This window comes from Burkholderia sp. MSMB0856, assembly GCF_001524645.2.
Lineage (GTDB): Bacteria > Pseudomonadota > Gammaproteobacteria > Burkholderiales > Burkholderiaceae > Burkholderia > Burkholderia diffusa.
Genome location: NZ_CP013427.1, coordinates 1031298 through 1057343, shown reverse-complemented (window position 1 = coordinate 1057343; position 26046 = coordinate 1031298). Strand labels below are relative to the sequence as shown.

At 69.1% G+C, this 26046-nt stretch carries 18 protein-coding genes; 8 read left to right on the top strand and 10 right to left on the bottom strand.

What is annotated here, in order from left to right; all coding sequences use genetic code 11:
- The first annotated feature begins 27 nt into the window (after window positions 1–27).
- Window positions 28–612: an FUSC family protein gene (locus tag WS87_RS06005; protein WP_059820636.1), complete on the top strand. Its 585-nt coding sequence runs from the start codon at window positions 28–30 to the stop codon at window positions 610–612.
- Window positions 613–670: 58 nt separating this feature from the next.
- Here the strand turns inward: WS87_RS06005 and WS87_RS06000 are convergent, their stop codons facing one another.
- Entirely contained in the window at window positions 671–1063 is a 393-nt protein-coding gene (locus tag WS87_RS06000; protein ID WP_059820635.1) for an RcnB family protein, read from the bottom strand.
- 88 nt (window positions 1064–1151) lie between these two features.
- Window positions 1152–2903 carry a lipid A export permease/ATP-binding protein MsbA gene (gene msbA, locus WS87_RS05995; protein ID WP_059689407.1) on the bottom strand — a complete coding sequence of 584 codons (1752 nt, stop codon included), beginning with the start codon at window positions 2901–2903 and terminating at the stop codon, window positions 1152–1154.
- A gap of 223 nt (window positions 2904–3126) precedes the next feature.
- Between msbA and WS87_RS05990 the strand changes: the two genes are divergently transcribed.
- From WS87_RS05990 to WS87_RS05980, 3 genes are all read left to right on the top strand, one after another.
- Entirely contained in the window at window positions 3127–3879 is a 753-nt protein-coding gene (locus tag WS87_RS05990) for a glycosyltransferase family 2 protein (protein ID WP_059527280.1), read from the top strand.
- A 144-nt stretch (window positions 3880–4023) separates the two neighbouring features.
- Complete coding sequence (locus WS87_RS05985) at window positions 4024–4866, top strand: glycosyltransferase family 2 protein (RefSeq protein WP_059527283.1); 843 nt, start codon at window positions 4024–4026, stop codon at window positions 4864–4866.
- A gap of 134 nt (window positions 4867–5000) precedes the next feature.
- Window positions 5001–6281 (top strand): O-antigen ligase family protein, encoded by a 1281-nt coding sequence (locus tag WS87_RS05980; RefSeq protein WP_059820634.1) that lies wholly within the window; start codon window positions 5001–5003, stop codon window positions 6279–6281.
- Window positions 6282–6453: 172 nt separating this feature from the next.
- Here WS87_RS05980 and WS87_RS05975 read toward each other — a convergent pair whose 3' ends face one another.
- From WS87_RS05975 to dnaE, 3 genes are all read right to left on the bottom strand, one after another.
- The gene (locus WS87_RS05975) at window positions 6454–7632 is read right to left on the bottom strand and encodes a glycosyltransferase family 9 protein (protein WP_059820633.1); all 1179 of its coding nucleotides are present in this window, start codon (window positions 7630–7632) and stop codon (window positions 6454–6456) included.
- Window positions 7633–7877: 245 nt separating this feature from the next.
- Window positions 7878–8966, bottom strand: coding sequence for a glycosyltransferase family 9 protein (locus WS87_RS05970; protein ID WP_059820632.1), 1089 nt, complete (start codon window positions 8964–8966; stop codon window positions 7878–7880).
- 321 nt (window positions 8967–9287) lie between these two features.
- A complete protein-coding gene (gene dnaE / locus WS87_RS05965) occupies window positions 9288–12821 on the bottom strand; it encodes a DNA polymerase III subunit alpha (protein WP_059820631.1) in 3534 nt (1177 codons plus the stop codon).
- Window positions 12822–13043: 222 nt separating this feature from the next.
- On the opposite strand from dnaE, the gene WS87_RS05960 reads away from it, so the two are divergent.
- Window positions 13044–13898, top strand: coding sequence for a sulfurtransferase (locus tag WS87_RS05960; protein WP_059820630.1), 855 nt, complete (start codon window positions 13044–13046; stop codon window positions 13896–13898).
- 22 nt (window positions 13899–13920) lie between these two features.
- Window positions 13921–14814: a tRNA glutamyl-Q(34) synthetase GluQRS gene (gene gluQRS, locus WS87_RS05955; RefSeq protein ID WP_059820629.1), complete on the top strand. Its 894-nt coding sequence runs from the start codon at window positions 13921–13923 to the stop codon at window positions 14812–14814.
- A gap of 245 nt (window positions 14815–15059) precedes the next feature.
- Here the strand turns inward: gluQRS and WS87_RS05950 are convergent, their stop codons facing one another.
- From WS87_RS05950 to purT, 4 genes are all read right to left on the bottom strand, one after another.
- Window positions 15060–16631 carry a DEAD/DEAH box helicase gene (locus WS87_RS05950; protein WP_059820677.1) on the bottom strand — a complete coding sequence of 524 codons (1572 nt, stop codon included), beginning with the start codon at window positions 16629–16631 and terminating at the stop codon, window positions 15060–15062.
- A gap of 432 nt (window positions 16632–17063) precedes the next feature.
- The gene (locus tag WS87_RS05945; RefSeq protein ID WP_059820628.1) at window positions 17064–17447 is read right to left on the bottom strand and encodes an MliC family protein; all 384 of its coding nucleotides are present in this window, start codon (window positions 17445–17447) and stop codon (window positions 17064–17066) included.
- A gap of 82 nt (window positions 17448–17529) precedes the next feature.
- Window positions 17530–17724, bottom strand: coding sequence for a DUF6726 family protein (locus tag WS87_RS05940; RefSeq protein WP_059820627.1), 195 nt, complete (start codon window positions 17722–17724; stop codon window positions 17530–17532).
- Window positions 17725–17742: 18 nt separating this feature from the next.
- A complete protein-coding gene (gene purT, locus WS87_RS05935; protein ID WP_059527309.1) occupies window positions 17743–18957 on the bottom strand; it encodes a formate-dependent phosphoribosylglycinamide formyltransferase in 1215 nt (404 codons plus the stop codon).
- A 215-nt stretch (window positions 18958–19172) separates the two neighbouring features.
- Between purT and WS87_RS05930 the strand changes: the two genes are divergently transcribed.
- Both WS87_RS05930 and WS87_RS05925 read left to right on the top strand, forming a co-directional pair.
- Complete coding sequence (locus tag WS87_RS05930) at window positions 19173–19718, top strand: META domain-containing protein (RefSeq protein WP_059820626.1); 546 nt, start codon at window positions 19173–19175, stop codon at window positions 19716–19718.
- 180 nt (window positions 19719–19898) lie between these two features.
- On the top strand, window positions 19899–24674 hold the full coding sequence (locus WS87_RS05925; RefSeq protein WP_059820625.1) for a DNA translocase FtsK: 4776 nt from the start codon (window positions 19899–19901) through the stop codon (window positions 24672–24674).
- 101 nt (window positions 24675–24775) lie between these two features.
- On the opposite strand, the gene WS87_RS05920 is transcribed toward WS87_RS05925, so the two are convergent.
- Window positions 24776–26023, bottom strand: coding sequence for a lactonase family protein (locus WS87_RS05920; RefSeq protein ID WP_107938112.1), 1248 nt, complete (start codon window positions 26021–26023; stop codon window positions 24776–24778).
- Window positions 26024–26046 lie beyond the last annotated feature (23 nt).

Genomic DNA, 26046 nt, shown 5'->3' with positions numbered 1-26046 from the left:
CTCGCCCCCGCCTCCCGGCCCGACACGATGGATACGATCAGGACACTCAACGAAGCCCGCCAGCAGATCCAGCAGTCGATCTTCGATCTGTTCAAGGGGCTGACTTTCGGCGAGCGGCTCACGCAAGGCGCGCTGATGGCGTTGCAAGCCGTCTGCGGCGCGTGCCTCGCGTACACGATCGGCCGCGCGCTGCACACCGAGCAGGCCGTGTGGGCGGCGGTCACCGCGATCGCCGTCACGCAGCACAACTATTCGGACACGATGTCGCTGTCGCGCGACCAGTTCATCGGCGCGATGATCGGCGGCTTGGTCGGATTCGCGGGCGCCGCGCTCGGCGGCGATCGCCTCGTCGCCTATGCGATCGCGGTCGCGGTCACGATCGTCAGCTGCTGGTGCCTGAACGTCGGCAGCGCGGCGCGGCTCGGCGGCGTGACAGCGACGATCGTGCTGCTGTTTCCAGGCAACGGCCCACTATGGGACATTCCGCTGATGCGACTCGGGGAAGTGGCGCTCGGCACCGTCTGCGCGCTGGCCGTGTGTTGGGCGATGTCGCGGGTCGAGCGGCGCTGGTTCCGCCGGGCGGCGGACAAGGACAAGGATAAGGACAAGTGACGCGGCTGCCGGAACACACGCCCCGGCAGCCGGATGAATCGATGATCGGTGGCGGGTGTTACGGACCGACCCGCAGCACGATGCCCGAGCCGATCTGCACGAGCAGGTAGTCGCCGCCGACGCCCACCCAGTGATAGCCACGCGGCGGCGGGCTCAGGCGATAGCCGCGCCAGTCGTCGACCACGTACTGGCGATCGCGGAATTCGTCCGGGAGACGGTCGCCCTTGTGCCAATCGCGGCGCGGCTGGTCGGCCCAGCGCGGCGGCACATCGTCCTCGCGATGCATCGCCTGCCCCGGCGGCATGTGCTTCGGACCATGGCCGTGCCGCATGCCCGGGCCGCCGCGGTCTCCGTGGTTGTCGTAGTTGCCATGATCCTGCGCCATCGCGGCCGGCGCTGCGAAACCCGCCGCGACCAGCGCGGCCAGCATCATCCCGTGCATCTTCTTCATTGCCCTTCCCTCCGTGTTGTCACGTCGAACCGGAAACAACGAAACCGGACCTGTCCGATGAAGACTAGCACACGGGTGCGATCCGACGTCACGCCGCCTGCTGCTGATACTGGATCCGGTGGAGGTGCGCGTACAGCCCGCCATGGCGCAGCAGCTCGTCGTGGCTGCCCGTTTCGACGATCTTGCCGGCTTCGAGCACGAGGATCCGGTCCGCACGCTCGATCGTCGACAGCCGGTGCGCGATCACGAGCGTCGTGCGCCCTTCCATCAGCCGCTCGAGCGCGGCCTGCACGTGACGCTCGGATTCCGAATCGAGCGCCGAGGTCGCCTCGTCGAGGATCAGGATCGGCGCATCCTTGTAGATCGCGCGCGCGATCGCGAGCCGCTGCCGTTGGCCACCCGACAGACGCATCCCGTTGCCGCCGACCAGCGTGTCGAGCCCGTCGGGCATCGCGGCGACCGCGTCGGCGAGGTTCGCGGCCTCGAGTGCCGCCTGCACGCGGGCGCGGTCGGGCGTCTGCCCGTACGCGACGTTCGCGGCGATCGTGTCGTTGAACAGCACGACGTCCTGGCTGACCATCGCCATCTGGCCGCGCAGCGCGTGGAGGTCGTAGTCGGCCACCGGCACGCCGTCGACCAGGATCGCGCCGCCCGTCGGATCGAAGAAACGTGGCAGAAGGTTGACGAGGGTCGTCTTGCCGCTGCCCGACGGCCCCGCGAGCGCGATCATCTCGCCCGGCGCGACCTTGAACGAAATGCGGTCGAGCGTCGGCCGCTCGGAGGCGCCGTAGTCGAACGACACGTCGCGGAATTCGATCTCGCCGCGTGCGTGCGGCAGCGCACGGCCGCCGCCCTGCGGCTCGGCCGGCTCGTCGATCAGCCCGAAGATCAGCTCGGCGGCCGTCATCCCGCGCTGCAGCGGCTGGTTGACATCGATCAGGTGCTTGAGCGGCGAGATCACCAGCAGCATCGACGTGACGAACGCGACGAAGCCGCCGACCGTCGTCTGGTCGTTGGTCGACTGCACGACCGCGATCGTGATCACGACCGCGAGCGCGATCGACGCGAGGAACTGCGTCAGCGGCTGCGCGAGCCCGCCCGAGATCGTCATGCGCATCGCGTAGCCGCGCAGGCGCTTGCTCATCGTCGTGAAGCGGTCCATCTCGTACGCTTCGCCGTTGTGCACCTTCACGACCTTGTAGCCGCCGACCGTCTCCTCGACGATGTACGACAGCTCGTTGGTCAGCGTCTGATGCTCGCGGTTCAGGCGGCGCAGGCGACGGTTGATCTTGCTGACGAGCCAGCCGATGCCCGGCAGGATCACCGCGACGATCAGCGTGAGCCGCCAGTTCAGGTAGAACAGGTAGCCGAGCAGGAACACCACGGTCAGCGAGTCGCGCACGAGCGTGACCATCACGCCGGTCAGCACCGACAGGATCTGGTTGACCTCGAACACGATCGCATTGATCACGGTGCTCGCGGTCTCGCGCTGGAAGAACGACGCGCCCGTGTGGATCATCCGCTGGAACATCTCGAGCCGCAGCTGCAGCAGGATGCGGTTCGACACGTAGTTGAGCAGGTAGTTGGACGTGTACTGCGACACGCCGCGCACGAGCGCGAGGCCGATCACCGCGATCGGCACGTACCATTTCGCGCGGTCGCTGCCGTGCGAGCCGAAGCCGTGGTCGAGCAGCGGCTTGAGCAGTGCCGGGATCCCGGCTTCCGTGGCCGCGACGACGCCCATCGTCATCACGGCGAGCAGCACGATGCCGATGAGCGGCCGGATGTACGGCCACAGGCGCTTGAGGACCGTGACCGGCGACGTACCGGTGCCGTCCATCGGTTTGCGAAGAGTGTTCTGGGTTTCCAAGGCAATCCTTCTTGAGCCGCGACGCGGCGCCCGGGGCGTGACTGCCCGGAATTCACCCCGTCCGGCGGGTGCCGAAAAAGGCCCAACATTATAGCTGTACCGCCTGCGCCGGCATGGCCGTCGCCGAAGCGGCCGTCGGCCGGCGCGCGGGTATACTGCCGCTCACCGTTTTCTCCGCCTTTTCGACGATTTCATGGCAGAACCCACCCTCGGCGTCGCCCTCATCGCCCTCAACGCGGCCGCGCGGCTCGCGCAGTGCCTCGACGCGCTGACCTTCGCCGACGACGTCGTCGTGATCGACGGCGGCAGCACCGACGATACCGTCGCAATCGCCCGCGCGCACGGCGCCCGCGTGATCGTCGAGCGCGACTGGCCGGGCTTCGGCCCGCAGAAGAACCGCGCGCTCGACGCCCTCGACACCGACTGGATTCTGTCGCTCGACACCGACGAGGTGGTCAGCCCGGAACTCGCGCAGTCGATCCGCGCGGCCATCCGCGCGCCGGCCGCGCAGGTCTATGCGCTCGACCGGCTGTCGAGCTTCTGCGGCCAATGGATCCGCCACAGCGGCTGGTATCCCGACTGGGTGCCGCGCCTGTTCCGGCGCGGCACCGCCCGCTTCTCCGACGACCTGGTGCACGAACGGCTTGTGTTCGACACGCCCGCGCAGCGGCTGCCGGGCAAGCTGATGCACTATTCGTACGAGGATTTCGAAACCGTCGTGCGCAAGCTCGATGCGTATTCGACGGCCGGCGCGCGCCAGCGCCGCGCGGCCGGCCAGCGCGGCGGCTTCGGCAAGGCGCTCGCGCGCGGCGCATGGGCGTTCGTGCGGACCTATGTGCTGCGGCGCGGGTTTCTCGACGGCCGCGCGGGCTTCATGATCGCCGTGTTCAACGCGGAAACGGTGTACTACCGGTTCCTGAAGCTCGGCCACGAGCCGGCCCGCTGAGCGCGCGCCCCCTGCCCCACCCCTGACGCCGCCGGCATGCGGCCGGCCCGGCGTTACAATGCCGGGCTGCCCGCGCGCCATGCGCGCCCGAGCGCGGCGCCGCGCCACGCGCCGCCGACACGACGACCACCGAATCCGACCGCCATGTTCTCCATCATCATCCCGACCTGGAACAACCTGCCGTACCTCAAGCTCGTCGTCGACAGCCTGCGCCGTCATTCGGCGTACGACCACCAGATCATCGTGCACGTGAACGACGGCTCGGACGGCACGCTCGACTGGGTGCGCAGCGAAGGCATCGAGCACACCGCGTCGCCGGCCAACATCGGCATCTGCCACGCGGTGAACCTGGCCGCCGCGCGCGCGACGCGCGACTACGTCGTCTACATGAACGACGACATGTACTGTTGCCCCGGCTGGGACGCGGCGCTCGTGCGGCGCATCGAGCAGATGCCGACCGACCTGTTCATGCTGTCCGGCACGATGGTCGAGCCGGTCGACACGCGCAACCCGTGCGTCGTCGTCAGCAATTTCGGCCGCGACGCCGAACAGTTCGACGCGGCCGGCCTCGTCGCGGCCACGCCGCGGCTCGCGCGCGCGGACTGGCTCGGCTCGACCTGGCCGCCGACGCTCGTGCACCGCGACTGGTGGAACCGCATCGGCGGCTACAGCAGCGAGCTGTCGCCGGGGATGAGCAGCGACAACGACTTCTCGATGAAATTCTGGGACGCCGGCTGCCGGATCTTCCTCGGCGTCGGCGACAGCCTCGTCTATCACTTCCAGCAGAAAAGCACGGGCAAGATCGTCAAGAACGATGGTCGCCGCCAGTTCCTCAACAAATGGGGCATGACGCAGGCCACGTTCGACCGCTATTACCTGCATCGCGGCGAGCCGGCGGGCTCGCGACTCGCGCTCGACACGCCGGCCGTCGAGGGGCGCCTGAAGCGCGCACTGCTGCGCTCGCGGATCAAGCGCGCATTCAGCTGATCGGACCCCGGAAACGGTAAAGAAACGCCCGCCGCTTCGCGTATACTGCGCGCTTCGTCCCGCGCGGTGCCGCCGGGACGCGCGGCGCGCGGCACGGTGCCCGCATGCCGCATTCGTCCATTCGACAGGTTCCGATGCTTTCGTTTTCCGCTCCCGCCACGCGGCGCCTGACCGCCGCCCGCGCCTTCGCCGTCATCGCGCTGTGCATGGTGCCCGTCTCGACCGCGCTGACCAACGTGTTCTGCGGACTGTTCGCGGCCGCGCTCGTGATCTCCCCCGAATTCTGGCGCGACCTGCGCACGTTCGTCACCGAACCGGCGTCGCTCGCGGCGCTGCTGATCCTCGCGGCGCTGACCGCGAGCGTCACCTATACGGTCGCGCCGCACCCGAAGGCGTGGAACTGGGTCGCCAAGTACGACAAGCTGCTGCTACTGCCGTTTGCCGTGCTCGCCTTCCGCCACTCGAACTGGGCACCGATCGTGCGACGAGCGTGGTTTGGCACGCTGTGCGTGATCCTGCTGCTGTCGACCACCAACTATCTCGGGCTGACCGCGATCGGGCCCGCGCATGCGACCGAACTGCCGCTGTCGCGTGCCTGGGTGTTCAAGAATCACATCGCGGCCGGCATGTTCGGCGCATTGCTGTTTTACCAGGCGGCCGACCTCGCGCTGTCGGCCCGCACCGGGCTGTCGCGCGCCGCGTATGCCGGCGTCGCCGCGTGGTCGCTGATCAACGTGTTCGTGATGCTGCAGGGGCGCACCGGGCAGGTCATCGCGCTGCTGCTGATCCTCGTCGTCGCGGTGCGTTTCGTGCTGTTGATGCGCCGCCAGTCGGCGCTGCGCGCGGGGCTCGCCGCCGGGGCGCTGGTCCTGGCGGGCGTCGCGCTCGTCGTCGCCGCGTGCACGGTGCACAACGGCCGGCTTCTGAAGGTCGTGTCGGAAGTGCAGCAGTATCGGCAGACCGATGCGGTCACGTCGACCGGGCTGCGTCTCGAGTGGTACAAGAAGGGGCTCGAGCTGTATCGCATGCGTCCCGTGATCGGCTACGGTGCGGGCGGCCTCGAATTCGAGTTCGAGAAGCTCACGGCCGGCAAGACGGCGGCCGAAGGGCAACTCACGTCGAATCCGCATAACGAATACCTGCTGATGGCCGTGCAGCTCGGCACGCTCGGCGTTTTGCTGTTCCTGAACCTGATCGTGCAGATCGCGCGCGGTAGCCGTGCGCTCGATTCGCGTTCGCGGCAGCTGCTGCTCGCGTGGCTCGCGATCTTCGCGATCGGCAGCCTCGCGAATTCGCTGCTGCTCGATTTCGCCGAAGGTCACCTGCTGGTGCTGCTCGCCGGCATCCTGCTCGGCTGCGGCGCGCGCACCGAAGCACTGCCCCGCGAGACGTCGGCGATCCGGCGCAGCGCGTAACGCATCATGCGACGGGCGGCGCGCGATCCGCGTTGCCGCCCGCCGCAGCTTGAGCCTCTCAGGCTGCAATGGCGGCGCACGCGCGCCGCTGCCGGAAGCACGGCCGCGCGCCGTCGACGCGGCGCCGCTCCCCCGCTTTTCGAATCAGGAAACGTCAGGCCTTCAGGCGTCGTTAGTCGGAACGCGCGCGATGCAAGCGCGATGTGTCGATGACCGAGTCGGCGGCACCTGGCGGATTCAGCCCGAGCATCTCGGCTGCCGCCGCCTTCACACGCTGCGTGCCGAGATTGACGAGGCAGTCGCTGCGGCTGTCGACATGGCGCTCACAGCCTTCGTGCCGGCACGGCACGCAATCGCCCTCGCCCTGGAGCAGCCACACGTTGCCGTGCCGCGCGGAGCCGCGCAGCGCCCACGGGTTCTCCGTCGCCGGCCAGTGCTGCGGCCACGGCCCCCAGCGCACCGGATCGGACGGACCGAACAGCGCGATCGTGTCGGTGCCCGTCGCGGCCGCAACGTGCGTCGCGCCCGTATCGGGCCCGATGAAGAGCCGCGCGCGCCGCACCAGTTCCGCGCTTTCGCCGAACGTCAGGCGGCCGACCAGATTCAGCACGTCGCCGCCCGCCTCGGCCGCGACCTGCTCCGCGTACTCGCGCTCGCGATCGGCCGGGCCGCCCGACAGCGCGATCGCAAACCCCTGCGCGCGCAGCCATTCGATCATCTCGACCCAGCCCTCGAGCCGCCATTGCTTGTAGCGGAACATCGGATACGGATGCAGCACGACGAGCGGCTTGCCGTCGCGAATCGCAGGCGATTCAGCCAGCCACGCGTCGAATCGCGCGCGCCGCGCGGGATCGTCGCCGATGCCCGGCGCGACGACCTCGGATACCGGCTCGATGCCGATCACCGGTGCGAGCGCGAGCGTGCTGACGACCGTATGCGCGGATTCGTGATGATTGATCGCGATGCCGTTCAGCATCATTCGAGTCAGCCACGTGACGCGGTTCGGATCGACGAGGCCGACGCGCTTGCGGCCGGCGAACCAGCTGTAGAAACGCGGCCGGTCGGAGCTCAGCGCCGCACACGCGAGATCGTAGCGGCGCCACATTGACAGCGCGTCGCGCAAACGCTCCCGGAATCCCGCACGCTGCGCGACGACGATCACGCGCCGCACGTCGGGGTTGTGCTCCAGCACGCCCTCGGTGCCGCGAAACACCAGCATGTCGATCTGCGCGTCAGGCCAGCGCGCCTTCAGCGAACGCACGAGCGGCGTCGTCAGCAGCACGTCGCCGATACGGCGCGGGGCTGCGACGAGGATGGTTCTGGGCGGGCGGGCGGAAGAAAACAGGGCCACGGCGATCGTTCCGTCTAGCTGGCTGGACAAGGCTCGCAATGTACAGGATTTTGCGGCCGGTGGCGTGGCGTCGGGCGCAGGCCTCGGCAACGCGTCGCGGTTGGAAATTGGGGGCGCCCGTCTGGTATCGCGGCAGACAACGACGCGCCGCGCACGGCGGGGCCGCGGCCATCGTGCCGCCTGGCGTCCGTTCGTCCGTCCGACGGCGGCGCCGGCAATGCCGTCGCCGCCTGCCGTCCCGGGGGCTACAACACGATTGCGTCGGCTCCAGGTGCCGCGAAGGCGGTAGCCGGAAGCGGCACCGCGCCGCCCATCGCTTCTTCGGGCTGTCCGGCCGGCATCAACAGATGAAGCACCGCGCGCTCGAGCGCGTCGACGCCGATCGCGTCGACCGTCGCGCCGGCCCGCAGGACGATGTGCGGCACGCCGAGCGGATGCCAGCGCCGGTATTTCTCGGGACGGTCCTCGAACAGCGCGGCGACCGGCACGCCGAGCGCCGACGCGAGATGCACGGGCGCGCTGTCGGCCGACACGATCGCGTCGAGCAGGCTCGCGGCGGCCACCAGCTCGGCGACCGACGACGGCGCGACATGCCGGGCGTCCACATCCCGCCACGTGTCGTGGTCGGCCGCGGCCGACACGGCGGGATCGCGGAACACGATCACGTCGGCGAGCGGTGCGAGCCGCCGAGCGAGGTCGCGCCATCGATCGGCCGGCCAGCGTCGCTCCGCCGCTTTGTTCGACACGAAGAGCCCGACGCGCGGCTTCGTGCGCGGCCCGAGCAGCCGATACCACGTTTCCTGCAGCGCGCGGTCCGGGTGGACGGACAGCTCCAGACCGTCGAGCCCGGTGCGGCCGAGCTCGGGCACGAGCCGGAATCCCGACAGCGCCTCATGGCACATCGGCCGCGACGCGACGTGTTCGGGCTTGCGATCGTCGAATTCTGAATCGGCATCGTGCCAGCGGCAATCCTTCACGCCGAGCTGTCGCGCGAACTGGATGCTGCTGCGATGCATGCCGCCGTTCGGCACGATCACGAGGTCGAACCGCAAGCGGCGCAGCCGGCGCACGAGCCGCAGCCGGTCGAAGAGCGCGCGCATCCGTCCCGGGCGGTCGTTGCGCTCGCATTGACGGCTGTACACGTAAGTATGGACCGCGTGCACGTCCGGGTTGCCGGCCAGCGCGGCCGCGTTGTAGCGGTTCGCGACGACGTGCAGTTCCGCTCGGGGCCAGCGCTGTTTCAGCGCGCCGAGGAAAGCGGTCGTGCACAGCATGTCGCCCAGAAAATCAATCCGGATCACGAGGATCCGCCTCGTCGGTTTCCCGTTGGCCATTGTTGTGGTCGTGCTGTCGGTTTTTTATCGTCGCGTACCGACCGGCATCCTGGCGCCCTTCCCCGTGCCGGCCTCGTCGCATGGTCGCTCGCGGCATCGGGCCGCATCGCGTGCCGCGCCGAACCGCCCCCGTTTTCACGCGCGCATAGCGCCCCGGCCGGCGGACATGCCGCGGCCGGCGCCGCAATTGCGCCGCGCGCGACGGATTGTATAGCGTCCGGATGACTGCCCCAAGCACCCGCCGAAATGAAAACGGCCCGCCGCACCGCACGATGGCGATGCGACGGGCCGTGCAGACGACGACCGTCGGGCGGCGACCGCTCAGTACGTGATTTCGACGATGCTGCCGTCGAACGTCGCGCGCAACTCCGCGAGCAGCGTGTCGCTCGGTTTGACGCGCCACGCGTCGCCGAGACGCATCTCACCCTGCGCGCGCGCGTTGCTGTAGTGAACCTGGACCGCGAGCCCGTTCGGCAGCGGCGCCTGCGGGCGACGGCCGCCGTCGCGCCCGCCGCCGCGCGGCGCGGGCGCCTCGACCGCCTGCGCGGCCGCCGGATCGTCCTTCGACACGTGCGGCTCGAGCACGCGGCGCAGCGCAGCCGCATCCGCATTGCCGTTCATCGTCAGCCGCACCGCCTGCGCGTAGCGGCTGCGCGCACGCTCGAGATCCATCACCGTGTCGGCCGTGAAACGGATACCGCCGGTGAACGCATCGTTGCGTGCCTGCCCCTGCACGATCAGCAGTTCGTCTTCCTTGAACAGCGCCTTGTTAGCCTCGAACTGCTCGTTGAAAATCGTGATTTCGCACTGGCCCGAACCGTCGTCGAGCAACGCGATCAGCATCTTGCCGCGCTGGGTCATCTGCGTGCGCAGCGATGCGATGATGCCCGCGACGAGCTTGTCGCGCCCTTCCTTCAGGTCGCCGACCTTCTGCCGCACGAACCGGCGCACTTCGTCGCGATACGCATCGAACAGGTGGCCAGACAGGTAGAAGCCGAGCGCGCCCTTCTCTTCCTGCAGGCGACGCTTGTCGTCCCACGCGGGTTCGTCGACGAGCGCATGCGCGTGCGGCGACTCGGCCCCCATGTCGAACAGGCCGGCCTGCATCGCGTTCGCCGCGGCCTGCTCGGCCGCTTCCATCGCGAGCGGCACCGACGCGAGCATCTGCGCGCGATTCGCGTTCAGCGAATCGAACGCGCCGGCACGGATCAGCGCCTCGACCGTGCGGCGGTTGACGACACGCCGGTCGATCCGCTCGCAGAAATCGAACAGGTCAGTGAACGGCTTTTCCTCGCGCGCGCGCAGGATCTCCTCGATCGCGTTCTGGCCGCTGCCCTTCACCGCGCCGAGACCGTAGCGGATCGTGCGCGAACGCTTGCCGTCGGCTTCAGCGACGGGCTCGAACCGGTAATGCGACTGGTTGATGTCCGGCGGCAGCACGACGAGGTTGTTCACGACGCAGTCGTCGAACAGGATCTTCACCTTGTCGGTGTCGTCCATCGCGAGCGTCATGTTGGCCGCCATGAATTCGGCCGGATGGTGCGCCTTCAGCCACGCGGTGTAATACGCGAGCAGCGCGTAGGCCGCCGCGTGCGACTTGTTGAAGCCGTAGCCCGCGAACTTCTCCATCAGGTCGAAGATCTCGTCGGACTTCTCGCGCGTGAGGCCGTTCTTCGCCGCACCCTCGGCGAAGATCTCGCGGTGCTTGACCATCTCCTCGGGCTTCTTCTTGCCCATCGCGCGACGCAACAGGTCGGCGCCGCCGAGCGAGTAGCCGCCGATGATCTGCGCCATCTGCATCACCTGCTCCTGATAGACCATGATGCCGTAGGTCTCTTTCAGGACGGGTTCGACGCGCGGATCCGGATAGTCGACCTTCTCGCGGCCGTGCTTCCGCGCGCAGAAGCTCGGGATCAGGTCCATCGGGCCCGGACGGTACAACGACACGAGCGCGATGATGTCCTCGAAGCGGTCGGGCTGCGCGTCCTTCAGCATGCCCTGCATCCCGCGGCTTTCCAGCTGGAACACGGCGACCGTGTTGGCCTTCTTCAGGATCTGGAACGATGCCGGATCGTCGAGCGGTACCTGCGCGAGCGACCAGTCGGCCTTCGACGCATCGAGACGGCGGATGTAGCGCTCGGCCCAGTCGAGGATCGTCAGCGTCGTGAGACCCAGAAAGTCGAACTTCACGAGGCCGACGGCTTCGACGTCGTCCTTGTCGTACTGGCTGACGACACCACCGTCGTCGCCCTGCGTGTACAGCGGACAGAAGTCGGTCAGCTTGCCGGGCGCGATCAGCACGCCGCCCGCGTGCATCCCGACGTTACGCGTGAGGCCCTCGACGCGCTGCGCGAGGTCGAGCAGCTGGTGCACTTCGTCCTCGTGGTCGTAGCGCTCCTGCAGCTGCGGCTCTTCCTTCATCGCGTCGGCGATGGTCACGTGCTTGCCGGGCTTGAACGGGATCAGCTTCGCGACGCCGTCGGTGAACATGTAGCCGAGGTCGAGCACGCGGCCGATGTCGCGCACGGCCGCCTTCGCGGCCATCGTGCCGAAGGTGGCGATCTGCGACACGGCGTCCGCGCCGTATTTTTCCTTCACGTACTGGATCACGCGATCGCGGCCGTGCTGGCAGAAGTCGATGTCGAAGTCGGGCATCGACACACGTTCCGGATTCAGGAATCGCTCGAACAGCAGGTTGTAACGCAGCGGGTCCAGATCGGTAATGCCGAGCGCGTACGCGACCAGCGAACCGGCGCCCGAGCCGCGGCCCGGGCCGACCGGCACGCCGTTGTTCTTCGCCCAGTTGATGAAGTCCGCAACGATCAGGAAGTAGCCCGGGAAGCCCATCTTCGTGATGGTCCCGCACTCGAACTCGAGCCGCTTGTAGTACGTGTCGCGCTGCGCTTCGCGCTCCGCCGCATCCGGATACAGCTGCTCGAGGCGCTTCTCGAGCCCTTCCTTCGACAGCTGGACCAGGTAGTCGTCGAGCGACATGCCGTCCGGCGTCGGAAACAGCGGCAGCTTCGGCTTGCCGAGCTCGAGCTTCAGGTTGCAGCGCTTCGCGATCTCGACCGTGTTCGCGACCGCCGACGGCAAGTCGGCGAACAGCGCTGCCATCTCGTCCTGCGTGCGGAAATACTGATCGGTCGTGAAGCGCTTCTGGCGTCGCGGATTCGCGAGCATGTCGCCTTCCGAGATGCACACGCGCGCCTCGTGCGCGGTGAAGTCGTCGTCGGTCATGAACTGCGTCGGATGCGTCGCGACGACCGGCAGCTGCAGCGACGCGGCGAGCGTCGCGGCCTGCTGGATGTACGCCTCGGCGCCCGGCTGGCCGTAACGCTGCAGTTCGATGTAGAAACCGCCCGGGAAAATCTTCGCCCAGCGCTCGGCATGCCGGCGCGCGGCTTCCTCGTTACCGGCCGCGAACGCGAGCCCGATATCGCCCTGCTGCGCACCCGACAGCGCGAGCAGCCCTTGCGAGAGCTCGCCGTCGAGCCAGCTCGCGTCGAGTTCCGCGCGGCCGCGATACTGGTTCGTGAGCCATGCCTTCGACAGCAGTTCGCACAGGTTCAGGTAGCCGACCTTGTCCTTCACCAGCAGCAGCAGGCGCGACGGTTTGTCGCGATCGTCCGGATTGGTGATCCAGACGTCGCAGCCGGCGATCGGCTTGATGCCCTTGCCGCGGGCTTCCTGGTAGAAACGGACGAGGCCGAATGCGTTGCCGAGATCGGTGAGGGCGAGCGCGCCCTGACCGTCCGCGGCCGCCGCCTTGACGATGTCGTCGAGACGCACGATGCCGTCGGCAATCGAGAATTCGGAGTGAACGCGAAGATGGACGAAGCGGGGATCTGACATGGGCGATATTGTAGCCGCGTCGTCGCGAAGGCTGCCCAAAAAATCCCCGCGCCCGGCCGTTCGGCCGATGCGCGCGACGTTGGCCGAACGGTCAGGTGCCGGCGCATGCGCAGTTTGCGGGATAATACGGGTTTTCGAATCATCGCCCCGGCTTCGCACCCTTTTTTGCGGGGCCGCCGTGCGCCCGCCGCACGGCCGCGGCCGTTTTCCCGTCGGACCATCATGACCATCGTCAACCTTGCCGCCTACCACTTCGTGTCGCTCGACGCGACCGAGCAATGGCGCCCGCTCGTCACCGCCCGCTGCAACGAACTCGGCCTGCGCGGCACGATCCTGCTCGCGCCGGAAGGCATCAACCTGTTCATCGCCGGCTCGCGCGAAGCGACCGACGCGTTCATCGACTACATCCGCCACGATCCGCTGTTCGAAGGCAAGTTCGCGACGCTGCAGTTCAAGGAGAGCCTGTCCGACTCGCAGCCGTTCCGCCGGATGCTCGTGCGCCTGAAGCGCGAGATCATCACGATGAAGAAGCCCGCGATCAAGCCGGAGCTCGGCCGCGCGCCGTCGGTCGACGCGCGCACGCTGAAGGCGTGGCTCGACCGCGGCCACGACGATGCCGGCCGCCCGGTCGTGATGCTCGACACGCGCAACGCTTTCGAAGTGGACGTCGGCACGTTCGACGACGCGCTCGACTACCGGATCGACAAGTTCAGCGAGTTCCCGGAAGTGATCGACGCGAACCGCGCCGATCTCGAGGGCAAGACGGTCGTGTCGTTCTGCACGGGCGGCATCCGCTGCGAGAAGGCGGCGATCCACATGAAGGAAATCGGCATCGAGAACGTGTACCAGCTCGAGGGCGGGATCCTGAAGTATTTCGAGGAAGTCGGCGGCGCGCACTATCACGGCGACTGCTTCGTGTTCGACTACCGCACCGCGCTGAACCCGCAACTGCAGCCGACCGAAAACGTCACGTGCTTCGCGTGCCGCGCGGTCGTCACGCCGGAAGCCCAGCAATCGCCGAGCTACGTGGCCGGCCAGTCGTGCCCGGCCTGCACGCAGACAGCCAGCGCCGCGTAAGCGCGCGTCGCTCCGCGCCCCGATGAACGTCTACCGCGGCCGCTTCGCGCCGTCGCCCACCGGCCCGCTGCATTTCGGCTCGCTGGTCGGTGCGCTCGCGAGCTGGCTCGACGCGCGCGCGCACGGCGGCGCGTGGCTCGTGCGCATCGAGGACATCGACGGCCCGCGTACGGTGCCCGGCGCCGCCGACGACATCCTCGCGACACTCGCGCATTTCGGCATGACGCCCGACGAACCACCCGTGTGGCAAAGCACGCGCGAGGCCAACTATGCGGCCGCGCTCGACCGGCTCGTCGACGCGGGGCTCGTCTACCCGTGCGGCTGCACGCGCAAGGAAATCGCCGATTCGCTACGTGCCGCGCACGAGCGCCACACGACGCTCGCGTACCCGGGCACCTGCCGCACCGGCCTGCACGGCAAGCCCGCGCGCGCGTGGCGGCTGCGCGTGCCGGACGGCGACGATGCGATCGTCACGCTCGACGACCGCTGGCAGCACACGCAAGCGCAGAATCTCGCGACCGACGTCGGCGATTTCGTGCTGAAGCGCGCGGACGGCCAATGGGCGTATCAGCTCGCGGTGGTGGTCGACGATGCCGACGCGGGCATCACGCACGTCGTGCGCGGCGCCGACCTGCTCGATTCGACCGCGCGCCAGATCTACCTGCAGCGTTGTCTCGGCGTGCCGACGCCCGAATACCTGCACGTGCCCGTCGTCGTCGACGCGAACGGCGAAAAGCTCAGCAAGCAGACCGGCGCGATCGCGCTCCAGCGGGACGATCCGCTGCCGGCGCTGCGGGCCGCCGCCATGCATCTCGGCCTTGCCGCCGATGGCGATCCATCGGGCGACACGATGGATGCGTTCTACGCGGCCGCGACCGATGCGTGGGCGCGTCGCTTCGGGCCACACGCCGGCTGAGCCGTTCGCGGAATCCCGGTTCGCAACGACCGCGTTCCGGCATCCGTCAACGCTGAATCGACCGGAAACTGCACGCGCGCTGACGACACTGCACCGAAGCCCCCCGCCCGCGCGATCAGTCATCCCTCCTCCCGGCTGCCTCGTCACGAATCGTCTCGCCCAATGAAAAACGGGCACATGCTCATCGCATGCACCCGTTTCCGCGGCAGCGCTCGCGCGCTGCACCAACCGCCTGAACCGCCCGCTTACGCCGACGGCTTGCGCGGCATTCCGAAGCCGCCGAGCAGCGCGGCGACCTGACGCTTCGGCCCCTTCTTCTCGGGCTGCTGCGCGGACTTCGTCTCTTCCGGCTGGTTCGCCGGCGCCGACGGTTCGTACGGCTTCAGGAAGAAATCGTCGACCGGCGCCTCGTGACGACGGTGATGGCCGCCGCGCTCGGAACCACCCGAACGACGCCCCGACGCACCGCGATGCTCGTCGCGCTCGCGGCGGCCGCCGCGTTCGCCGCCGCGTTCGCCGCCGCGTTCGCCGCCGCGCTCACCGCCGCGATCGCCGCCACGCTCGTCGTGACGATGGCGCGCCGGCTTGTCGAGCGCGAGCGTCTGCACATCGAGCGGACGCTTGATCAGCTTCTCGATATCGGCGAGCTGCTTGCGCTCGTTCGGGCTGCACAGCGACAGCGCATCGCCCGTCGCGCCTGCGCGGCCCGTGCGGCCGATCCGGTGCACGTAGTCTTCCGCGTTGAACGGCAGGTCGAAGTTGATCACGGCCGGCAGTTCGGCGATGTCGAGGCCGCGCGCGGCCACGTCGGTCGCGACCAGCGCCTCGATTTCGCCGCGCTTGAACGCGTCGAGAGCCTGCATCCGCTCGATCTGCGTCTTGTCGCCGTGGATCGCCGACGCGACCACGCCGTCGCGCTCGAGATTGCGGGCCAGCCGGCTTGCGCCGATCTTGCTGTTGCAGAACACGATCACCTGCTTGAGCCCGCGATCGCGCAGCAGCTGCACGACGGCGGCCTGCTTGTCGCCTTCGGCGACGTCGTAGACGATCTGCGTGACGTTCGCGTTGGTCGAGTTGCTGCGCGCGACCTCGATCGTCTGCGGGTTGCGCAGGTAGGTCGATGCGAGCTTCTTGATTTCCGGCGAGAAGGTGGCCGAGAACAGCAGCGTCTGACGCTCCTTCGGCAGCAGGTTCAGGATGCGCTGAAGGTCCGGCAGGAAGCCCATGTCGAGCATCCGGTCGGCCTCGTCGAGCACGAGCATCTGCACCTGCCCGAGGTTTGCCGTTTTCTGCTGCACGTGGTCGAGCAGGCGGCCGGGCGTCGCGATCAGGATCTCGACGCCGCGGCGCAGCTCGGCCATCTGCGGGTTCATGTCGACGCCGCCGAACACCACCGCGCTGCGCAGCGGCGTGTGCTTCCCGTACGCGTGCACGTTCGCGGCGACCTGGTCGGCGAGCTCGCGGGTCGGCGTGAGGATCAGCGCGCGCACCGGGTGGCGCGCGGGCGATGCGCTCGTGTTGGCCTGCGGCAGCAGCCGCTGGAGGATCGGCAGCGAGAAGCTCGCGGTCTTGCCGGTACCCGTTTGCGCGGCGCCCATGACGTCGCGGCCGGCGAGCACGACCGGAATGGCCTGCGCCTGGATCGGCGTCGGCGTCGTATAGCCCTGCTCCGCGATGGCTTTCAGGATATCGGCGGCAAGGCCGAATTGATCGAAGGTTGCGTCGGCTGGCTTGGCGACTGAATCGGACATGGTGGCGTTTCGCTCAAAAGGCGCGGCGGGGACATCGTGCGTCAGGCCGGCCGGGCCTGCGCTCATCACATTTCGGAAGTAGACGGAGCCGCGGCGCGCCGCGCGGCGCCGCTCTGGCGCTTGGGACCGGTTCATTTCGAACATCGGGCGCCACAGGCCGTGCGGACTCCGTTCGGCGCGAATGCCGGCGGAAAGGGGCGTATTGTAGCACTGCGCAGCAATCTGTCCGTGACAACGCCGCGAACGCCCTCGGTGGCGGTTCGCGGCGAGCGCCGGCAGGCCGGGCGCGGGCGGATGCGTCGAGCGACCGGGCTATCCCGATCGGCCAATGGGCAAAAATAGGGGTCGAATTCCGGGTGTGCACTTCGGAAAATCGGCAAGCGGTCGACGAGCCCGGGCGCTGCCTGCCCAGCGATCCGGCTGGAGGTCGAACCCGGCAGCCCGCATCGAACGCGGCAATCGGCACGCCGGCACGGCGTATCCGATCGTGCGCGGCGCTCAGCCCTTCTTCTTTTTCTTCTTCTCGATCTGCACGCAGTCGCCCAGCAGCGGTGCCGCATTCTGGTCGGCGATCTCGTCGCGCAGCGTCCCTTCCTTGCCCTTCGTCCACCAGGTATAGCGTCCGGCCTGGTAGCGCACGCCCGACGCCGAAACGGTATCGACGAACAGCAGTTGCTGCCCGTTGACCGGCACCAGCGCGAAGCTCTGGCCGTTGCCCGCGCGCCAGTACGACACGCGCACCGGCTGCTTCTGGTTCGCGCACTGATAGAGGGCCTGCTGGCGCGAATCGGCGTCGATCTCCTCGACGGTCAGTTGCGCGGCATGCGCGACGGAAACGGCGGTGCCGGCCAGCGCGAGGGCGGCGAAGGTTTGGCGAATCATGCAGGTCCTCTCACGAGACGGGTGGAAGCACGCCCTCGCGGGACGCGCGGTTATCGTTGGTTATGTATTGAGCGTTCGTCGCTCAGGGATCGATGACGTCGGCGCACGCGTCGGTCGGCGCGGCCGCGACATGGCCGACGACCGGCACGATCTTCAGCCCGGCCGATGCGACCCGGCACGGCGCGGCCGCGAGGCCGCACCCGGCGAGGCTCGCGGCCAGCGCCAGCGCGGCACCTACCTTGCCGATACGGCCGATCCGCCGCCACGTCGATGCCATCGCGCGCTCCCGATCCGGTCAGCGCGCCGACACGGGCCGCACGGCCGCCGCGGCGCGCTTTGCGCGTTCGCGGGCTTCGTCGACGGTCGCGCCGGTCGCGAGGGCGACGCCCATGCGCCGCTTCACGAAGCTTTCCGGTTTGCCGAACAGGCGCAGGTCGGCGCCCGGCACGGCCAGCGCGTCGCGCACGCCCTCGAACGCGATGCCGCGCTCGTCGAGCCCGCCGTAAATCACCGCCGACGCGGCCGGCGAGCCGAGCGTCGGATCGACCGGCAGCCCGAGAATCGCGCGCGCGTGCAGTTCGAACTCCGACTGACGCTGCGACGCGAGCGTCACGAGGCCGGTGTCGTGCGGCCGCGGGCTCACCTCGGAGAACCAGACTTCGTCCCCGCGCACAAACAGCTCGACGCCGAACAGCCCGCGCCCGCCAAGCGCCTCGGTCACCTTGTGCGCGATCTCGCGCGACTTCTCCAACGCGACGGCGCTCATCGGCTGCGGCTGCCACGATTCGACGTAATCGCCCGCCACCTGCACGTGCCCCACCGGCTCGCAGAAGTAGGTACGCGTCTCAAGCGTCGCCGGATCGATCGCGCGCACGGTCAGCTGCGTGATCTCGTAGTCGAAATCGATGAAGCCCTCGACGATCACACGGCCGTGGTTCACGCGGCCGCCCGCCATCGCGTAATCCCAGGCAGGCTTCACGTCGGCCTCGGTCCGCACGACCGACTGCCCCTTGCCCGACGACGACATCACCGGCTTCACGACGCACGGCATGCCGATCTTCGCGACGGCCGCGCTGAACGCGTCGAACGACTCGGCGAACGCATACGGCGAAGTCGCCAGCCCGAGCTCCTCGGCCGCGAGGCGGCGGATGCCTTCGCGATTCATCGTGAGCTGCGTCGCGCGCGCGGTCGGGATCACCTCGGCGAGGCCGGCCGCCTCGATCGCCGCGAGGGCATCGGTCGCGATCGCCTCGATCTCCGGCACGATCAGGTGCGGGCGCTCTGCCTCGACGACCGCGCGCAGCGCGGCGGCGTCGGTCATGTCGATCACGTGTGCGCGATGCGCGACCTGGTGGCCCGGCGCGTCCGGATAACGGTCGACCGCGACGACTTCGACGCCGAGACGCTGCAACGCGATGATGACTTCCTTGCCGAGTTCGCCCGCGCCGAGCAGCATGACGCGCGTGGCCGAGGGTGAAAGCGGCGTACCGAGCCGCTGACCGATCTGCATGTGATTTCCCGCTGGTTCTGTTGGAGGACGAAAACGGCTCCGATGTTAACACGCGCACCCGTGCCGGTCCGGGCGGTTTCGTCGCGTCGCGCGTCGCCGCGTGAAGCCCGCCGGCGGCTTGCGAACGTTTTCACGCGCGAAGTGTCGGCTCGCCTCGCGCGGGGCGGGTGCGTTACTCTTACGCCTTGATCAGAATCCGATGAGGAACGAGGCTCATGTCCCACCTGTCCGCCGCCGCACGCGCACGCACCGGCCTGCTTCGCCCGCTGCGCGCGCCGCTCTGCGCGTTGACGCTTGCCACGCTTCTCGCCGCCTGCGCGATGCCGACCCACCCCGATTCCGCCGCCCCCGCACCCGACCCGTACAACCCCGCCGCCGTCCAGCTGCTCGACGACACGAGCTGGGAGCTCACGAGCTGGGTGAACGCCGACGGCACGCCGCGCACGATTCCGCACGGCGACAACGGCGAGCCGATCAAGCTCGCGCTGTCCACCGAATCGGGCGTCCGACGCGCCAGTGGCTTTTCCGGCTGCAACCGCTACATGGGCACCTACGCGCTCAAGAACGGTCTGCTGAGCTTCGGGCCGCTGGCCGGCACGCGCATGGCATGCCCGAACGCACTCGGCGGCCAGCTCGAACACGCGTACCTCGATGCGCTCGCGCACATCGAGAAGACCGGCGTGCAGATGCGCGAGCCGCGGCAATTGCAGATCGTGACCGAAGCCGGCGCGACGCTGACCTTCACGCGCCGGAGCCCCTGATGCAGCGCGCGGGCGAAGGCCGACCGGCCGCCTTCGCCACGCGCGAATCCCGGACGCACGCGTCCCGTGGCCTGGAAGCGCGTCGACGCCTTCATGCTGCCTTAGAGTCCTGTTCGCCGGCCGGTTAAACTCGGCGGGTCGCGCACTGCGCTCCCCGCCCTCTTCCTGTTTCATCAAAGCATGCACACGGTTGTCTTCGGCTGGTTCGGCATCTCCGCCGTCTGGTTCCTCCTTCTCATCTGGCGTCTCGTTCAGGCGATGCTGCCCGGCGGCGGCGGACTCGCCGGCCGCGGCTCGATTCGCCTGTGGCTCGGCTTCGCGGCCGTGTTCGTCGCGAGCTGCGCGCTGACGAGCCCGCTGTCGGGCCCCGACACGAATGCGCTCGGCCACGCGCTCTCGAACGGCTTCGCGCATGTGCTCGGCCCGATCGGTACGCCGGTCGCGATGGTCGTGCTGTTCTTCGCCGGCCTGCCGTGGCTGACCGGCATCGGCTGGCGGCAGTTCGCCGCGTGGGTCGACACGTCGTTCGGCGTCAAGCTCGCGCGCGACGTCGCCGACGACGACGTGCGCGGCGTCGCCGACCTGCCGCGCAGCGCGCTGCATCGCGACGACGACATCGTGCAGCCGACCACCGCGCACACCGTCAACTCGATGGCGCCGCGGCAGAACGGCCGCTATTCGCGCCCAACGTTGTGGAAACCCGATCCGCAGGCCCGGCCGAAGCCGCGCGGCAACGCAGCGCCGCGTCCGCTCGCGGAGCCCGTCGCACCCTCGGGGTGGCTGAAGCCGACGTCGGCCCATCGCATGCCCCCGCCGCCTGCAGCGGGCACGGCGAGCGCCATGCCGCCGCCGACGACCGGCAGCACCGCCAGCCTCGCGCGAGCCGCAGCGAATGCACAGGTGCCGCGCCCGAATCCGGCCCCGCTTCCGGCCGGGTTCGAGCCCGTTCGGCCGCAACCGACCACCGCGCGCGCCCCCGCAGCCGCAATGAAGCAGCCGGCCGCGCCGCGCGCCGCGGTCACGCCGCGCCCGGCCGGCGTGACGCCGCCGCGCACGCCCGCGCGCCCAGCAGCGGGCGCCGGCCAGTCGCCGGACGCCGCACGGCGCCGCCCCGCGCCACCGGTCCCCGCGCGCGCGCCGCTCTACGCATGGGTGCAGCAGCCCGCGGAGCCGATCACGCCGGCGCCGAGTGTTCACGACACGCTGCGCTCGATCGAGGCCAGCACCGCGCAATGGGCGACGCTCGACGACGTGCGTGCGCCCGATGCGGCGCCGGCGACGGCCGCCGCGGTTGCGACGGCAGCGAGCGTCGCGGCATCGGCATCGGCATCGACGGCCGTACCCGCCGGGGTCGTTGCGAGCGCGCTTCAGGCCTCGCCCCGCCACGCAGACCTTCCGGACACGCACGAAGCCACGCCGGCATACGACGACGCACCGATCGTGCTGGATGCATTCATGCCGGCCGAGCCGAGCGTGCGCACGCCCCTTGTCGATGTTGGCACGAGCATTCCGGCCTTCGGCGAAACTGCACGGCATGCCATACCGGATCGCAGCGTCGAGACCGATGCACCGACGCGTCATGCGGAAGGCGAGCATCGGCATGACGCCAATGCTCCCGCCGCGCCGGCATTCGATTCACCGATCGACTTCGCACCGTGGGAAGACATCGTCAGCCCGCCGGTTTCCGGACTCGACGCATCGCATGAAAGCCCGATTGCCGCGCCGCTGTCCGATGCGGATGAGTCGGGGGCGACGAGCGAGGCTGTCAGTTCGCATGCGGCCAGCGTCACGTCGATGGCAAGCGGCTTGGGCCGCACCGCCGACGCGAAGGATGCGGCAACAGCCGCAGGGACGGTCGGTCAGGTCCAGTCGCAATCCACACTGCCGGCCGATACCACCGTATCGGTCGATACGACACCGGACACGCACGCGACTCAGGACGTCGTGAAACCTGTCCAGCAGGTCGCGCCGACCACTCCCCTCCCCGCTTCGTCGATCGCGGCAACGCCGACGCGGCCGCTTGCCGATGCCATGCCCGTCGCGGCAGCGACGCCGGCGGCCTCGGACACGTCGACCACCGCACCGGACGGCGCCGTGACGGGAACGGCCTGGCATGCGGCAGCAAAGCACGCCGGAGAAACCGCACCGTCGGCTGCCGGCACGCAATCCGCCATGCCACCCGCATCGGCGGCGTCGATCTCCGCGATGGCGGAACCTGCGTCTGCGTCGTGGTCGAAGCCGTTGTCCGCGGAACCCTCCTCCGGTGCGCAGACGACTCCGGCGACTTCCGCGTCGTCGCGCGTCGGGACCACGCCGGGCTCTGCTGCCCTGGCACCCGCACCGGCGAACACGTCGAACAGCACACCGGCCGCCGCGACGCCTTCGTTCTCCGGCATGACTGGCACGGCCTCTTGGTCGCCGTCGCAACCCACCGCATCGGCGGCGCCCGTTGTATCGGCCGAGCCGTCCGCGCCAATAGGCGCCACCGGGGCCGCACACGGTTCCAGCGGTCACGTGCCGGGTGCGGCATCGGCCGCGGTCACGCCAGCACCCGCACCGACGGCACCCGCCCACACGCCGTCGACCGGTGCCGCCGCACAGCCCGCCGCACAGCCCGCCGCACAGCCGTCCGCACCCGTGGCGACGTCTGCTCCGACGCCCGCAATGAATGCTTCCGGTCCGGCCACATCGCAGCCGGCCGCGACCGCATCCGCATCGACCGGCACGTCCTTCAGCGCAATCGGATCGCATTCGGCGCAAAGCACGCAGGTGTCGCCTGCCGTCGCGGCTGGCACCTCGTCCGGCAGCGCATTTACCGCAACGTCGACCGCATCGGCCACGCCTCCGGCAGCACCGGCGAACCGCACGCCTGACGCTTGGTCGACCGACACGCAGGCCACACCGCCCGCAGCAGCGCAGGTGGCACCCGGCATCGCGCCTGCCGCCGCCGCTGCGGTCATCCCGGCGCCGTCTTCCGGCGCACTCGCCCCGACGAGCACGATCGTTGCCGCTACACCCGCCGCGTTCGGCGGCGTGCCTGCAGCGACGGGCGGCGCGCCGGCCTCCTTCGCCACGACCGCCCCCGCGACGGCATCGGCCGCGCCCGCGACTTCCGCGACCGCGTCTGTGTCGGCAATGCCGACCTTCTCCACACCGGGCGGATCCATCGACACGGCGACACCGGCACAACCCATCGCGTCCGCACCGGCGCCGCAGGCCCAGTCGTTCACCACCCCGCCGGCCCCCGCTGCTGCATCGGCGAGCTGGTCCATCATGCCCGGCACCGGCGCAACGCCCGCGGCAACCGGCATCGCCATCCCGGCCGTCACGACCGCACCGCCGCCGGACACGACGCTGTCCGAGGCCACCGTGCCGCCGGCACCGGCGGAATCGAGCGCCCCGCCCCCGGACGCATCGGCCGAACCCGCGCGCCAGCCGCGCCCGAACGCGTTCGAATTCCACGCACCCGCGTCGTTCAACGTCGAACTGCCGACGCTCGACCTGCTCGAGCCCGCCTCCGACGATATCGAAACGATCACCGAGGAAAACCTCGCGCAGACCGCCCAGGTCATCGAGCAGCGCCTGCAGGAGTTCAAGGTGCCGGTGACCGTGGTCGGCGCATCGGCGGGTCCGGTGATCACGCGCTTCGAGATCGAACCCGCGCTCGGCGTGCGCGGCAGCCAGATCGTCGGCCTGATGAAGGACCTGTCGCGCGGCCTCGGCCTCACGTCGATCCGCGTCGTCGAGACGATTCCCGGCAAGACCTGCATGGGCCTCGAGCTGCCGAACGCGAAACGCCAGATGATCCGCCTGTCGGAAATCCTCGAATCGCGCCAGTACCAGCATTCGGCGTCGCAGCTGACGATCGCGATGGGCAAGGACATCACCGGCCACCCGGTCGTCACCGATCTCGCGAAGGCGCCGCACATGCTGGTCGCCGGCACGACGGGTTCGGGCAAGTCGGTCGCGATCAACGCGATGATCCTGTCGCTGCTGTACAAGGCGACGCCCGAGGACGTGCGGCTCATCATGATCGACCCGAAGATGCTGGAATTGTCGGTCTACGAAGGCATCCCGCACCTGCTGGCGCCGGTCGTCACCGACATGAAGCTCGCGGCGAACGCGCTGAACTGGTGCGTCGGCGAAATGGAGAAGCGCTACCGCCTGATGTCGGCCGTCGGCGTGCGCAACCTCGCGGGCTTCAACCAGAAGATCCGCGACGCTGAAGCGAAGGAAAAGAAGATCGGCAACCCGTTCTCGCTGACGCCCGACGATCCCGAGCCGCTGTCGAAGCTGCCGCTGATCGTCGTCGTGATCGACGAGCTGGCCGACCTGATGATGGTCGCCGGCAAGAAGATCGAGGAGCTGATCGCCCGTCTCGCGCAGAAGGCGCGCGCGGCCGGCATCCACCTGATCCTCGCGACGCAGCGCCCGTCGGTCGACGTGATCACCGGCCTCATCAAGGCGAACATCCCGACGCGCGTCGCGTTCCAGGTGTCGTCGAAGATCGACTCGCGCACGATCCTCGATCAGATGGGCGCCGAATCGCTGCTCGGCCAGGGCGACATGCTGTTCCTGCCGCCGGGCACCGGCTACCCGCAGCGCGTGCACGGCGCGTTCGTCGCGGACGAGGAAGTGCACAGGATCGTCGAATACCTGAAGCAGTTCGGCGAGCCGCAGTACGAGGAAGGGATTCTCGACGGCCCGGCCGCCGACGGCGCGACGCAGGACCTGTTCGGCGACGCGCCGGATGCGGAAGCCGATCCGCTGTACGACGAAGCGGTCGCGTTCGTCGTGCGCACGCGGCGCGCGTCGATCTCGTCGGTGCAGCGCCAGTTGCGCATCGGCTACAACCGCGCCGCGCGCCTCGTCGAGCAGATGGAAGCAGCCGGGCTCGTGTCGCCGATGGGCATCAACGGCAGCCGCGAGGTGCTCGTGCCGGCCGCGGCCGACTGAGCACGGCGGCCGCGCGGCCGACGACGACCGATACGGGCGCCCCGCGCAAGCGGCCGCCCGAACGAAGAAAGGGCGCTGCCGAGGCAGCGCCCTTTCTCCATTTACTGCGCCACCGGCACCAGCTTGAAATCGACCGGGCTGCCGAGCGCCACCTTCTGCGGATTCGGGCCGAGCTGCCCCGTTTCGACGTCGCGACTGAATACGTAGAACGTGTCGCTGTCCTGGTTGCCGACGATCAGCCACTTGCCGGTCGGATCGATCAGGAATTCGCGCGGCGTCTTGCCGAGGCTCGACTGGCGCCCGACGGTCTTCAGCCGGCCATCGGCCTTGTTCACCGCGTAGATCACGATTTCGTTCACGTCGCCACGGTTGCTCGCGTACAGGAAGCGGCCGTCCGGCGACAGGTGGATCGCGCCGCCGCCCACCTTGCCCTTGAAGCCCGGCACCGTCATCGGCAGCGTCTCGACCGGCGTCAGCTTGCCGTCGTGGTGGCCGAACACCTCGACCGCCGCGTTGAGCTCGCTCGTCACGTACGCGAACCGGCCGTCGGCGCCGAACACCATGTGACGCGGGCCGGAGCCGGCCTTCACCGGCGTGTAGCGCGTGTCGGTCGGGCTGATCAGCCCGCGGCTGCCGTCGATCGTGTAGCGGTAGCCGTAGATCTTGTCCGCGCCGAGGTCCTGCACGAACAGGTAACGGCCATCGGGCGAGAACACTGTCGAGTGCACGTGCGCGCCGTCCTGGCGCCCCTTCACGGGCCCCGTGCCTTCGTGATGCACCGTCAGCGCGGCCGGGCCGACCGCACCACCGTCGCGGACCGGGAACACGGCGAAGCTGCCGCCCGGATCGGTCGCGACCGAGTAGTTGGCCGTGACGAGGTACTTGCCGTCCGGCGACAGCGCGAGATAGCAAGGATCGTTCCCTTCGGACGACACGCGGTCGATGAACGTGAGCGCTCCCGTCTTCGGATCGAAGCTGAACGCGCTGACGCCGCCGCGCTGCGTCGCCGGGCCGTTGTCGCCGGGCAGTTCGTTGACCGCGTAGACGGTGCGACCGTCGCGGCTCGGCAACAGGTAGGACGGATTCACGGTCTTCGCCGACGACACGGGTGCGACACTGCCCGTTTTCGTATCGAAGCGGTAAACGTAGATCCCGTCGCTGCCGCGCCCCGTATAGGTGCCGACGAGCAGGTTGTAGACGCCGTCGGCCGGTGCCGGCGATTGTTGAGCGAAGGCATGGGTCGCGGACAAGGACAGCACGATCGCGAAACCTTTCATCCAGTGAGCGAGCCTAAGCGGGAACCCTCGTGTCGAAGCGCGTGCGTCACGCTCGCGTAAACGGCTGGGCATTGAATCCTCCTTGCATCGAGTCG

Bases quoted from the DNA above. Each gene is read 5' to 3' on its own strand.
- WS87_RS05985 (WP_059527283.1), top strand. From the start codon at position 4,024: ATGTTCTCCATCATCATCCCGACCTGGAACAACCTGCCGTACCTCAAG.
- WS87_RS05970 (WP_059820632.1), bottom strand. From the start codon at position 8,966: ATGGCCAACGGGAAACCGACGAGGCGGATCCTCGTGATCCGGATTGAT.
- WS87_RS05930 (WP_059820626.1), top strand. From the start codon at position 19,173: ATGTCCCACCTGTCCGCCGCCGCACGCGCACGCACCGGCCTGCTTCGC.
- WS87_RS05960 (WP_059820630.1), top strand. From the start codon at position 13,044: ATGACCATCGTCAACCTTGCCGCCTACCACTTCGTGTCGCTCGACGCG.
- WS87_RS05980 (WP_059820634.1), top strand. From the start codon at position 5,001: ATGCTTTCGTTTTCCGCTCCCGCCACGCGGCGCCTGACCGCCGCCCGC.
- dnaE (WP_059820631.1), bottom strand. From the start codon at position 12,821: ATGTCAGATCCCCGCTTCGTCCATCTTCGCGTTCACTCCGAATTCTCG.
- WS87_RS05920 (WP_107938112.1), bottom strand. From the start codon at position 26,023: ATGCCCAGCCGTTTACGCGAGCGTGACGCACGCGCTTCGACACGAGGG.
- WS87_RS05950 (WP_059820677.1), bottom strand. From the start codon at position 16,631: ATGAGCGCAGGCCCGGCCGGCCTGACGCACGATGTCCCCGCCGCGCCT.
- WS87_RS05945 (WP_059820628.1), bottom strand. From the start codon at position 17,447: ATGATTCGCCAAACCTTCGCCGCCCTCGCGCTGGCCGGCACCGCCGTT.
- msbA (WP_059689407.1), bottom strand. From the start codon at position 2,903: ATGGACGGCACCGGTACGTCGCCGGTCACGGTCCTCAAGCGCCTGTGG.
- WS87_RS06000 (WP_059820635.1), bottom strand. From the start codon at position 1,063: ATGAAGAAGATGCACGGGATGATGCTGGCCGCGCTGGTCGCGGCGGGT.
- WS87_RS05925 (WP_059820625.1), top strand. From the start codon at position 19,899: ATGCACACGGTTGTCTTCGGCTGGTTCGGCATCTCCGCCGTCTGGTTC.
- purT (WP_059527309.1), bottom strand. From the start codon at position 18,957: ATGCAGATCGGTCAGCGGCTCGGTACGCCGCTTTCACCCTCGGCCACG.
- gluQRS (WP_059820629.1), top strand. From the start codon at position 13,921: ATGAACGTCTACCGCGGCCGCTTCGCGCCGTCGCCCACCGGCCCGCTG.
- WS87_RS05940 (WP_059820627.1), bottom strand. From the start codon at position 17,724: ATGGCATCGACGTGGCGGCGGATCGGCCGTATCGGCAAGGTAGGTGCC.
- WS87_RS05990 (WP_059527280.1), top strand. From the start codon at position 3,127: ATGGCAGAACCCACCCTCGGCGTCGCCCTCATCGCCCTCAACGCGGCC.
- WS87_RS06005 (WP_059820636.1), top strand. From the start codon at position 28: ATGGATACGATCAGGACACTCAACGAAGCCCGCCAGCAGATCCAGCAG.